This window comes from Bartonella sp. AA168HLJHH, from assembly GCF_042197365.1.
Lineage (GTDB): Bacteria > Pseudomonadota > Alphaproteobacteria > Rhizobiales > Rhizobiaceae > Bartonella.
Window position 1 is genome coordinate 55,848 of the sequence record NZ_JBHIRS010000002.1, and the last position, 13,846, is coordinate 69,693.

Below are 13,846 nucleotides of genomic sequence, written 5' to 3' on the forward strand. Positions count from 1 at the left end.
AAAATGGCTCCATGAAAAATCATACTTTTTCTTTTCCAAATATTTTAACTTATGCACGAATTGTTGCAGTCCCAATGGTTGTTGCATGCTTTTTTTTAGAAGGGCGACTACAATCAAGTGATATCACTCGCTGGATTGCTGTTTCTATTTTTATCGTTGCATCCATTACTGACTTTCTTGACGGTTACCTTGCTCGTATTTGGGAACAAACATCCAATATTGGTCGCATGTTAGATCCAATTGCCGATAAACTTCTCGTCTCTGCTTGTTTGCTCTTGCTTGCCGCAGACAGTACCATCGCTGGGTGGACACTATGGGCAGCTATTATCATTCTTTGCAGAGAAATTCTTGTATCAGGATTACGTGAATATTTGGCTGAGTTAAAAGTTAGTGTTCCTGTCTCTCGTCTTGCAAAATGGAAAACTTTTGTACAGATGATCGCTATTGTATTTCTTTTAGCTGGACCAGCCGGTAATAAAATTTTCCCTTACACAGTAGAGTTTGGCATTACTATGTTGTGGATTTCTGCCCTCCTTACATTGTGGACAGGGTGGGATTATTTTCGTGCAGGTTTAAAACACGTTATCCTATGAAGAGTATGGAGATTTATAATGATAATTTATCTTTTTGTACTTAAATAAGAGATAAGAATAGCATAAGATTGATTTATTTTTATTAATGATAAATCAATCAAACACTGTTTTGCACATTACAAATAAGGGGGACGTGTAGATAAAAACTCTTCAGAAAAGAGTAAATAGGCTTTATATTTTCGTAAAAGCAGCTGTAATATTAAAAGCTAAAAAAACGATTAATGCTCTATATGCTTTCAAAAAAATCTATAATCTTATAAGCAAAAAACCGAAACATAGTGTTTCGGATTTTTGCTTCTTATATACGCTTTATTAACCAACAATTTCTACCTCAGGAAACCAAAAGGCGATTTCTGTTTTTGCCGTTTCAGCACTATCGGATCCATGGACAGAATTTTCGCCAATCGATAAAGCATGAACCTTACGAATTGTCCCTTCTTCTGCATCACTAGGATTCGTAGCCCCCATTACTTCACGGTTTTTAGCTATTGCATTTTCACCTTCCAAAACTTGTACAACGGTTGGACCAGAAGACATGAATTCAACCAATTCACTAAAAAAAGGACGTTCTTTATGAACAGCATAAAATTTTTCAGCCTCACGTTTGCTCATCCAGACACGTTTAGACGCAATAACACGTAGCTCCGCATCCTCAAGCATTTTAGTAATTGCGCCAGTCAAATTACGACGGGTTGCGTCTGGTTTAATCATCGAAAAAGTACGCTCTAAAGCCATTTAACCACCTTTATTTCATTTATAATATTCTCTAGCCATTTCTATAGCGAGCAAGGAGCCCTTTGCCAAGTGACTCTGCAAAATTCTATACAAATTCTCAAAAATATAGAATGAATTATAAAGAAGACTTTAATAAAAACACCTGCAATTGCTCATCCCATCATAAAGATGCGCTACCGCTCCTTAGCAAATGTTGAACTTCTTTTATATTCCTCAACGCTTTCCATCAAAATTATCATTGAGATCAATTAAAAAATAACCATATCGTTAGAAACTATAGCGTACACCTAAAACACCCTGAAGGGACTGTTTTGTTTTACGCCCTTTAATATAATGTGCCTCACCATATAACTTTAACTTCTCACTCACTAAACTGCTTAAACCTATTCCTAATTTACCTGCATTCCCCGATAAGTCAGTGGTAAATGGATGGCGTTGATTAATTAACGTTTGATTGTCATCTTTATTCTCACGCAACCATGCTGCTGTAATATACGCAAGCGATGAGGAATCCATGTGTGAACCAAATTCATACCCTAAAGATAAACCAACCTCACTGCGTAATGAAGTGAATGGACGCATGTCACCTGTCATATCATTCGATAACTTGATTTCTTTACCCTCAACTTGTAACCATGTAAATTGTCCATAAGGCTGTAACCAACTGTTCTTTGACGTCTTAAGTCGATAACCAGCTTCAAAGGAAGTTCCCAATGCCCTTTGAGTATATGTTCCTTCAATCTCTAAACCATTCGTTGAAACGGCTTTTAGAGTATTTTGATAATGATTGTATTTTAAAATACCATCGAGATACCATCCACTATGATCAAAATAAGTGACATAAGCACCAATACCATAAGTATTGATTCCACTGTTACCCCCCCGTGCATGCGCAACACGGGCACGATCATAACTGCCAAAACCACCTATATAAAACTCTCCATTTTCCCACTCGCTTAAACCATTGATCCCCAAAACGATACCGGTCTGATCCAGTTTAAAATCTATATGCTCTGTAGCAATGCTCTCTTTAGATTTAATCGCATAGGTCCATAAAGCTGCATTCTTTTTACTTTTATCTAGAATTCCTCTTCCCGCACGTACGGTTTGCATTTCATTGTGAAAAATCATCGCTGGAGCCGCAGACATAGACAATACCGCATCTGTAGAGGGAGTGGTCAAAAAGTGAGAAACTGAAAGTTTCTCACTCAATTGTGGAAAAGGGTGTTCTTTATGAACTGGACGCAAAGTCATTTGATCGGCTAAAGATTGAGAAGAGGTTGAAACAGCAGTTTGTTGTTTTTCATCAGAAAAAGGATGAGGACCTGATGGAGGTAACGCTACAAGAGTCTGATTTTCTTGAGAGGGAGATACAGAAACACTAGAGACATTCTGTGCCCCTCTTAAATGACGTGGAGGTCGTGGTTTAGCTGGTTGTTTTATAGTAGGTTTACGAGAGCCTGTATTTTTTTCTCTAGAAGAAGCACCTTGATCAGATAATGCAAGAGGAATCTTCGTTTTCTTGTTTACACACTGTGCTTCAGTATTCGAACGTGTCGTACCTCCAGAGGCTCTTCCTAAATACCAAATTGTAGCACTACCACTAGAATCAGCACATCTATCTCTCTTTAGCAATTGATATTGATAGGCCCCACCATCAACAGCTGTAATATCCTTACCCGAAAGGTCTGCCAGAGTAAAATTAGCGCCTCCATTGTGGCTTCTATCGGTAATTAAATTAATCCCTGTGACCAAACTATTCTTTTGTGAGAGAAGACCTGTAATTTCACGACCAGAATCTGCAACGCTTATTTTGTGATTACCGGCGCCCTCATCAATCGATAAGTAATCACTCGAATCCCCCGTAGCACTAATATTGAATCGAAAATGTAAACTCCCTGAAAGTTTCTCAACATGAAGTGAAATATGTCGTGGATCATACGGTATAGAAGTAAAAATAACAGTCCCATTTTGCCCCCCTAAATCTTCAATTTCAATCTGAGGTTTTTCTCCCATATTCCGTTCACCAACCTCAAATATTGTTTCATCCACTCTGTCCTTTATAGGAATTTTTTTCTTAGTCGTATGATTTGTCCTATCACCAGCGAATAAATAAAGTTCTCCGTGATCATTGATCCTTACTTCTCCAAGGACCTCTTGTACACCAACATGGAACCACGATTTAGCAAAGTTGTTAACAGTCAGACCATCCACAAACCCTTCAGGATATACAACTTGAATAGCATGATCTTTCAAATTAGTAGCATAAGATTCTCCTAACGCTAAGACGTGCTGTCTCCCATTCCCAGAGACCTCAGCATACATTGATTTTCCCCCCTCTTTTCTTTGTCCTGCATAAAGATTTTGTTCTCCGTTATCTCCCACTTTCGTATACCAACCCCACGCTCCATCATACACATTCTGCTGTCCAACTGTTCCACCATCCCCAGTAACTGTGGAATTATATGCACTACTTTTTCTCTCCACGCTTGTAAGATCAATATATGGCTCTTCATGAATAAACTGCTGACCTCCCAAAATTTTGGCGTTCATTGCAATTCCTGCCCGTGTAACTATTTGCATCCCTCCTTTTTTAATAGTGGAACCTACAGAACTTTCTCCATTTTCAACAAGCTCTACATCACCATATTCAATCGTAATATTATTTTTGAAAAAACTAGCAATCTGTTCTAATTTTTTTTCTTCCTCTTCTCTATTTCCCACATATGTTGCTCTTGTTAGAACTCTATTCCTACTCTCAACTACACTTGCAGATTGCAAAAGACAACTACTGATCATCAATACTGAAAAACTTAATTTGTATTTATACCGCATTATCCACACTCCACTCTCAATTATTTAGAAAAATATCCCGCGGCCACATAGGTAGCTCGGTTTAGATTGTATCATAATGTGTTTTATTTATGTCTAAATACAATTTTTTAGTGTATTTTTTAATTTAAGCAACTTTAAGTTGTTTATCTATAAGCCACTAAAAAACTCTAACTTAAGGCAGAAAAATTGAATAAAATTCAAATGTTCACTTAAATTCAAGGAATAATTTGCATATCTGGAATTATAGATGAAAAAAAATGCTCGTGCCCTTTAATGGAGCCCCTCTTCACGTAAAACAAAACGCCATTGGGTTGTACATTCACACACTTGTTTTAAAGAGACATCTCTCAATGCACTCAAGCCCATTTCGCCACGTCATCCATGAATGATATACCGGTAAAGCCATTGAACTCCCAATCTTTACACTTATGAAGAAGCGAGCCGATATCATCATACACTTTTCCAGCCCTAAAATGTTGCAACGCGACACCCTTTGGTACTTGAGGCAGTGTATAAGAGGTATTTTTAGTTCTTTCTTGTACAATTTTTATCCACGCAGGCTTCCCTGCTTGTGACGTGCAAGAAAATGGTTTTGATTGATTCAACATAAACAGATTTGGAATGAGAGAATCCTATGATTTTCGCGACTCTCATTCAACATGCATAGAAATGAATTATTATTATAAATTCAGTATGTTACCTTTAAAAGAGAGAGTATAAAGACATTTCTACTGTTTGAGAAAGTCCTTACACTCTCGAGAAGACATAGCCGAGCGTTATCTGTTTAAGCTTGCAAAACAATTACATTTGTAAAGTCAATTAGCCGTGTACACACATATTTAGAAACTATAGCGTAATCCTAAAATACCTTGAAGAGCATTCTGAATCTTATGTCCTTTTAGATAATGTGCTTCCGCATAAAGTGTTAGTTTATCATTGACCGAACCGTTTAAACCAATTCCCAATTTACCCGCACTGCCTGATAAATCTGTAATAAATTTATACTGGTTATTAATTGTCGTATAATTATTATTTATATTCTCACGCAACCAAGCTGCCATAATGTAAGCTGTTAATGAAGTTTCTGAACTCACAAAAAATTCATGTCCTGCAGTCAATCCAACTTCACTGCGGAATGAAGTTAATGGGCTTAGATCACCTATCATTCCATTGGAAAGTTTTATTCTTTTACCTTCAACCTGCAAACCTGTTAGCTTGATATAAGGCTGCATCCAAGTATTCTGTGCCGGTTCAAAATAACAGCCAATCTCAAATGATCCACCTATCGCCCACTGATTGTAATGACTTTGAATGGCTAAACCATTCGTTGAGATGGCTTTCAAATCATCCTGGTAATAATTATATTTCAAAACACCATCCATATACCATCCACGACGATCAAAATAAGTTGCGTAAGTTCCAATGCTATAAGAGCTCAGATCACTATCACCACCTCGTGCATGAGAAATACGTATTTGATCATAACTCCCGAAACCACCAACATACAACTCTCCATGCCTTAATTCACTCAACTGATCAGCACCAAAGACTAAACCTGTCTGCCCAAGCTTAAAGTGTGTATGGCCTGTCGCAACACGTTCTCTGCTCTTAATCCCATAAGTCCATAGTTCGATATCCTTCTTATTTCTGTCCCAAATTTTTCTACCATTCCGTATAATTTGCAACTCATTATTAAAAATAAGCCCAGGAACTACGGACAACGTTAACACTGCATCTGTAGAGGGGGTTGTTGATGTTTCTCCAGGAAAAAAAGGATTTGTCGGATCTGGTATAGAAGGTTCTGGTCCACTGAGGCGGTCTGCCGATAAAAACCAAACTTTTCCATTTTCATCCTTTCTTTCTTTCAAATCATACATATAAGTTCCACCATCAATGGCGTTAATTTTTTCACCCTTAAGATCTGTCAGCGTAAAATGCGCTCCACCACTTTGATCCGTAATTAAATCACGCTTATTTGAAAAAGGATCCGTGATTTCAACTCCAGAATCAGCAACACTTATTGTATGTTTCCCAGCGCCTTTCTCAACCAAGAGATAATCACCACGGTTATGGGCAATCGTAGTATTGAACGCGAAATGTAAATTTCCTGAAAGATTATTCACATGAAGCTGAGAATAATATGGATCAGAACCTGTAAACGAAAAAATAACACTCCCTTCACCACTTAATTTTTGTATCAAAGAACTTTTTCCATCAAACTCATCAGTAATAGAGTATAGTTTTGTATCTTTTCCATTTAAAATAATATCTTCTACTGTGGTGCGTTGTTGATCATTCCCAGCATAAAGATGGATCTGCCCAGAATGGTTTACCTGTGTCTTGCCTTCTAATGTTGCTCCAGCATGCACCCATGATTTTGTTTGATCATTCATTGTTAGATTTTTTACAGATCCATCAGTATATATTTCCTGAATAGCACTCTCATTTAAAGTGACTCCAATAGCCTGACCGCCTTTTAAGATACGTTGTTTACCACCACCAAAAACTTCTGTGTGAAATGCAAAACCACCATTTTTTGCACTTTGAGACTTTTGTCCAACTTCTTGGACACCCCCTTGCATAACTTTTGTATTCCAAACTTTTCCGCCATCATATACTTTTTGTTGGCCTAGTGTTTCATCTTGACCATAAATGATAGTATGAGAAGCACTACTGCCTTTAATCTCTCCTCCAATATCCCCCTCCCCGAAAACAAGCTGCTCACCGCCATAAATTTTAGTCCCCTCTACTTTCCCTCCATTTCCAACACTTTGGTGCCCGCCTTCTTTAACAACAGCATTTTTCGAAAAACCTTGTTTTCCCTTTAAAGCCTGAACATTTTCAATTCCACCATGTTCAATTTTACTATTCTCACTGAGTCCTCCTGCATACACATAAAGCTCTGCACCATTCCTTACAGTGTTATTAATGGATCGCCCTGGACTATCAATCTCACCATCATTTGAAATGTATGCTTTACCTTCATTATCAAGGATATAATTTTCTAACATTGCCCCATCTTTAATGGAAATAAGTTCAGGCTTTTTAAGAAATGCAGTATTTTGTTCTTGTGCATTATATCCAGCATTGTCACGATGACTGCTGTCAAGCTCCTGTTGACTCGCAAACACTCTAGCACCCTTATCCATGATAAAATCTCTAGGCTTTTTTAAAAAGTCTAATTCATTGCGCGTTCTTACCATAACATCATTAGAGGCTCCAAGTATGCATCTTGCTGATTTCATATCCTCATTGTATTGATCTTGAAATACTTTATCATTTTCATAACTTGAAGATTGACAAAAAAGTGCTGTTCTCTCCTCATTTGCAGCAGCAGCTTGCACAAAACAGCTGCTCAACATGAGTATCCAAAAATTTCGTTTCCATTTATATTGTAGAGCCATATCCTCCCCCCTTCACGCCTGCATAGACACTGAACGTAATTAGCTCTACAAAACATATTTTCAACCTTAGATTGCAACAATCCTTCTTAAAAATCCTCCTTATCTCATAAAAAACCGTTCTTTACAGTTTTTTAAATACTTTTTTGATCAAGAATATAAGGGCGTTTTTATAGTGCTTCTTTAGCATTTTCTCGGAGTTTTCTTATCAAAGATAAAAAGTAATGCATAATCAAGTATATAAGGGTATACAGTTTATCATGAACAACGAAGCTGCGTGCTCTGAAAAATTGTTCTCTGATGCTGCATTAAAAACTTTAAAAAACTAATCATACATTTAAAGATAACTAAAAAATAACCATATCGTTAGAAACTATAGCGTACACCTAAAACACCCTGAAGGGACTGTTTTGTTTTACGCCCTTTAATATAATGTGCCTCACCATATAACTTTAACTTCTCACTCACTAAACTGCTTAAACCTATTCCTAATTTACCTGCATTCCCCGATAAGTCAGTGGTAAATGGATGGCGTTGATTAATTAACGTTTGATTGTCATCTTTATTCTCACGCAACCATGCTGCTGTAATATACGCAAGCGATGAGGAATCCATGTGTGAACCAAATTCATACCCTAAAGATAAACCAACCTCACTGCGTAATGAAGTGAATGGACGCATGTCACCTGTCATATCATTCGATAACTTGATTTCTTTACCCTCAACTTGTAACCATGTAAATTGTCCATAAGGCTGTAACCAACTGTTCTTTGACGTCTTAAGTCGATAACCAGCTTCAAAGGAAGTTCCCAATGCCCTTTGAGTATATGTTCCTTCAATCTCTAAACCATTCGTTGAAACGGCTTTTAGAGTATTTTGATAATGATTGTATTTTAAAATACCATCGAGATACCATCCACTATGATCAAAATAAGTGACATAAGCACCAATACCATAAGTATTGATTCCACTGTTACCCCCCCGTGCATGCGCAACACGGGCACGATCATAACTGCCAAAACCACCTATATAAAACTCTCCATTTTCCCACTCGCTTAAACCATTGATCCCCAAAACGATACCGGTCTGATCCAGTTTAAAATCTATATGCTCTGTAGCAATGCTCTCTTTAGATTTAATCGCATAGGTCCATAAAGCTGCATTCTTTTTACTTTTATCTAGAATTCCTCTTCCCGCACGTACGGTTTGCATTTCATTGTGAAAAATCATCGCTGGAGCCGCAGACATAGACAATACCGCATCTGTAGAGGGAGTGGTCAAAAAGTGAGAAACTGAAAGTTTCTCACTCAATTGTGGAAAAGGGTGTTCTTTATGAACTGGACGCAAAGTCATTTGATCGGCTAAAGATTGAGAAGAGGTTGAAACAGCAGTTTGTTGTTTTTCATCAGAAAGAGGATGAAGACTTCCTGAACCTAAGACTTCAATAACGTGACTTCCAAGAGAGGAAACAGTTGGAGATACAAAAGCTGGAGATCTTTGATTCAAGTTTTGGCGGTTTTTTCTTCGACGTGGCAATTTAATAACACGCGCTTGTGGTGCTGCAATAGTTGAAAGAGAAGAAACTGATTGATTTTGATTTAAATGCCGCATAGATCTGCTTCTACTACGTGGTAAACTGTTGAGAAATGAAACATTATCAATAAATACTGCAGATAAATACCAAACTTTTTCACCCCCATCCTCATCAATTCTCTGTTTTAAACCATACGTATAGGTTCCGCCATCAATAGTTTTAACATTTGCACCAGAAAAGCTTCTCAGGGTAAAATGTGCGCCACCACTTTGATCAAAAATTAAATCAAGTCCTGCTGAAGAAGGATCAACAATTTCAATACCAGAATCTACGACACTTATTGTATGAAAACCACTCCCATTCTCAATAAAGAGGTAATCACCTTTTTTTTCTGCAAGGCTAACATTAAAGTTAAAATGTAGACTCCCTGCTAGATTATCAATGTAAAGCTGAGAGTAATATAAATCATCTTCAAAAGAGGTAAAAATGACTTTTCCTACACCGCTTAACTGCTGAATGCGTGTACTTTTGTCGTCAAACCCACGAGCAACGGAGTATAATTGAGCGTCTTCTCCATTTAATTCAATGTTTTCTACTATAGTTTGTTGACCATCGTCTCCAGCATCAAGATGGAGCCCACCAAAATCCTGAACTTTTATTTCTCCTCCTAATATTGCACCAGGAGAAATCCATGAATTAGCATTACCTTCAATCGTTAGATTCTTTACAATTCCACCTGCATAGACTTCTTGAACACCACCAGTGCGTAAAATGACTGTATTTGCTTCACCTCCTGCTAAAACACGCTGCACACCCTCTGAAAAGATTTCAGCATTTACAGCTAAACCGCCGGCTTTTTCTGCAAAGTTATCATCATTAGGAAACCACTTAGCAAGAGTTTGTACTCCTCCACTCATCACTTTTGTTTCCACAGCCATCCCATCATCATATACATTCTGCTGTCCCAGCGTATCACCTTGACCATAAAGTGTCGTGTTATAAGCACTGCTCCCCACAATTCCACCATTTACATAACCATTTCCGAAAACAAGCTGCTCCCCACCATAAATTTCAGCTCTCAATGCAGAGCCTCCCCCCTCCACTTTTTGTTTTCCACCCTCGTAAATAATCGTAGATTCTGAGACCCCCTGTTCCCCTACAATCTCAGTACCACCATTTTCAATGGTTGTATTTTTACTGAAACCACCAGCTTCAACATAAAGTCTTCCTGATCCCTGAATTGTATTATTAATAGACTTCTTAAGAACACCTTGCTCTCCATCATCAGAGACATAAACTACGTTATCATCACCGAGCAAAGAGCTTTGTAGAATTCCTCCTCCTTCCCCAATGCTGTAATGAATTACATCAGAGATACTAAAATCTTTTGCCGACGTCATATTTTCTTCTTTTTCAGGAAGCTTATCTATAGGCGACTCCACATGAGGTGAAGGAATTACAGGAGCAGAAGTTATTTGTGATATAGCCAAAGACCAAGTCTTTCCCCCATTATCATCTTTTGTCTTTAAGCCATACATGTAGGCTCCACCATCAATCGTACTCGTCTCTTCACCAGAAAAATCTGTCAGAGTAAAATGCGCATTTCCGCTTTGAACATGAATTAAATCAAGCTCCAAAACTAAATTCTGATCTTGTAGAGGAGAATTGGTAATTTCAACACCAGAATCGATAACACTTATGGTGTGATTACCTGATCCTTGTTTTATCAGAAGATAATCACCGCGCTGTTCTGCAAAATTAGTATGCAACCTAAAATGTAAACTCCCTGAAAGATCATTGATCTCAAGTTTAGAGTAATGTGGATTAAACACGGTAGAAGTAAAAATAACACGACCATTCCCACTCAGATTCTCAATCAAAGAACTTTCACCATCTATATTAGAGGCAATCGCGTACAATTTTGTATCTCTGCCATTTAAGACAATTTTTTCTACTTCAGTACGAGATTGCTCTGCACCAGCATAAAGATAAATCCGTCCAGAATCATTAACCGTTGTCTTTCCTTCCAATGTTGCGCCACTATGTAACCACGATTGTGCTTGATCCTTAACGGTTAAATCTTTTACATAACCTCCTAAATCTATTGCCTGAAAAGCACTCCCTTCTAAAAGAACGCCAATCGCGATTCCTCCCGCTAAAACATGTTGCTGTCCACCAGAAAAGACCTTCGTATCAAAGGCAAAACTGCTATACTCGTCTAGATCCTCTTCTCCATAAAGATTTTGTATCCCTCCTTCCATGATCTGTGTGTTAAAAACCTCTCCATCATCATACACATTCTGATATCCTCGCACTCCATTCTCACCAGAAACGATAGTGTCATAGGCGCTGCTCCTCACCATCGCACCTTTAATATCAGACTTTCCTGAAACAAATTGCTCACCTCCGTAAATTTTAGCCCCTTCAGCTTTTCCCCCCTCTTTAACCTTTTGTTGCCCACCTTTATGAACAATAGTATCCTGTGAAAGACCCTGTGTTTTAATAAGCTCAGTGCCACCTCTTTGAATTGTCGTATACAAGCTAAAACCACCGCTATAAACGGAAAGCTTTCCACCATCTTTAACTGTATTACTAATTGAAGTTTCTCCATTGCTATCAACTTCCTTGCTACTCGTGTCAAAGCTAGGATCTGCAATAGAAACAGTTGCTCCTTGATCAATTGTGAGTTCTGTAAGTAAATCACTTGATGAACCAGTATATGGTTTCAATACACTATCAAAAACTTGAGAAGTTGTCTCATCAATGGTGTGGTTTGTATCTAAATACCAAATTTTACCAGTACCCTTATTGTTTCTATGTTGCAAACTGTACCGATAGGTTCCGGCATCAACAGTTCCGATTTTTTCACCAAAAGTGTTTGTCAGAGTAAAATGGGCATTTCCGCTGCGATCAGTAATTAATTTAAGCTTTTTGTAAGAAGAATTTGTAATTTCACGCCCAGAATCAGCCACACTTATTGTGTGAGAACCAGAGCCCCTTTTTTTAATCACAAGATAATCACTAAGCTGCTTGGCAAAATTGATATTAAAATCGAAATGTAAAGAACCTGAAAGATCATCAATATTAAGCTGAGAATAATGCTTATCAGCCCCAGAAGATGTAAAAATAACTCTGCCATTTCCTTTTAAATTCTTAACATTAATCTCAGGTTTTTTGCCGTTATCTTCAGACGCAATAATGTATAGTTTGGTATCTTCTCCATTTAAATTAAGATTTTCTACTTCCGTAACAGCTTCACCATTTCCAGCATAGAGATAGAGGTTGCCAAAATCATTAACATTTGTATTTTCACCTAATATCGCACCAGCAAAACCCCGTGACCTTGCTTGATGATTAATAGTTAGATTATCCGCATATCCAGAATCATATATATTCTGAATAGCTCTATCGTATAAAGTAACTTCACTCGCATTCCCTCCTGCAAAGATATTCTGCATACCATTTTTAAAAAGTTCAGTACTCAGTGCAAAAGCCCCCTCATTAATTGTAAAATCTTCATCTTCTATATCGGCTGTATCAGCATCTTCTGAGAAACCGTTATGAAAATTCTCTTTACCATCAAGATTCTGGATACCTCCTTTCATAACCTTTGTGTCAACAGCCATCCCCCCACTATAAACACTTTGTATTCCTGGCATTCCATCTGCAGCATGAATTTCAGTGCCATAAGCACTACTTTCCTTATCTTTTCGCGACAAACTAGATCCAAGGCTTCTCTTACCAAAAATAATCTGCTCGCCACCATGGATTTGAGCCCCTTCTGCATTTGCACCACTCTCAACAATTTGTTTACCCCCTTTTTTAACAGTAGCATATTCTGAAATGCTCAAGTTTTGGACAAACTCAATCCCACCATGCTCAATTGTCGTATCCCTGCTAACACTTGCTGCATCAATGTAGAGTTTTCCCCCTTCTCTAACCGTATTATTAATGGAATAAGCTGCATCTTTATAGTTAAAGCTATTTATTTCAGAACCTTCAGAGTCACGGTTAGTAATATAGATCGCAGCACCATCGCTTATTATTGAATTTGTGAGTACTTCAAAGAATAGGTTTTCTAATCTCTTCCTTTCCTCTTCTGAAAGATCACTTCCTTCTGCTGTCTGTTTATTCTCTATCTTTTTTGATCCTCCCTTTTTTTCTTTTAGTCCCCTCACTTCTGATAACAACTTTCTTGTCTCTTCTAGGTGTTCACTGATACTTACTGGTGTTAATAACTTTTCTCTTGGTGTAGCTACTCCATATGCACTCGCAATCTTGACAAAAAAACCACTGACCATTAACGCACAAAAACTTAATTTCAATTTGCGTTGCATTATTTACACTCCATAATTTTAAATTTACTCCCATTTAGAAAAAAGTGCATAGACCAAAACAACACAACGTAATTGCTCAACCTCATGTCTTTTAAGACAGCAAAGCATTCGATGGATTAAGCTTTGACAGATCAAATATACACCATGTGTTTTAAAATGCATGCACAACTAAAAGATTTAATTTTTTAGATACACTTTAAAAGTGTTATAATTGCATCCATGAAAAATATTTTTAATATTTTGAGACACTAAACACTGATCTACGAATAAGATTGATCCCTTAATAGATAAAAATGGCATTAAACTTTAAAGGACACAGCAATGTGAATGAGAGCTGCGTTTATAGCCATCTATTGCCATCTTCTACAGCATTTAAAGCAGTGTCTTTATCTTATTCAATTTGGATAATAT

Annotated in this window: 5 protein-coding genes; 1 reads left to right on the forward strand and 4 read right to left on the reverse strand. The window is 37.5% G+C overall.

Features of this window, described 5'->3' with window-relative positions:
- Nucleotides 1-11: 11 nt before the first annotated feature.
- A complete protein-coding gene (gene pgsA / locus ACFINM_RS02165; protein WP_273723320.1) occupies nt 12-593 on the forward strand; it encodes a CDP-diacylglycerol--glycerol-3-phosphate 3-phosphatidyltransferase in 582 nt (193 codons plus the stop codon).
- A 312-nt stretch (nt 594-905) separates the two neighbouring features.
- On the opposite strand, the gene ndk is transcribed toward pgsA, so the two are convergent.
- From ndk to bafA (ACFINM_RS02185), 4 genes are all read right to left on the reverse strand, one after another.
- Complete coding sequence (ndk, locus tag ACFINM_RS02170; RefSeq protein WP_375612918.1) at nt 906-1,328, reverse strand: nucleoside-diphosphate kinase; 423 nt, start codon at nt 1,326-1,328, stop codon at nt 906-908.
- A gap of 267 nt (nt 1,329-1,595) precedes the next feature.
- Nucleotides 1,596-4,163, reverse strand: a complete 2,568-nt coding sequence (bafA, locus tag ACFINM_RS02175) for a BafA family autotransporter (RefSeq protein ID WP_375640098.1) — start codon at nt 4,161-4,163, stop codon at nt 1,596-1,598.
- A gap of 839 nt (nt 4,164-5,002) precedes the next feature.
- Nucleotides 5,003-7,567, reverse strand: coding sequence for a BafA family autotransporter (gene bafA, locus ACFINM_RS02180; RefSeq protein ID WP_375640103.1), 2,565 nt, complete (start codon nt 7,565-7,567; stop codon nt 5,003-5,005).
- Between the two features lie 363 nt (nt 7,568-7,930).
- Entirely contained in the window at nt 7,931-13,435 is a 5,505-nt protein-coding gene (gene bafA / locus ACFINM_RS02185; protein WP_375640106.1) for a BafA family autotransporter, read from the reverse strand.
- Nucleotides 13,436-13,846 lie beyond the last annotated feature (411 nt).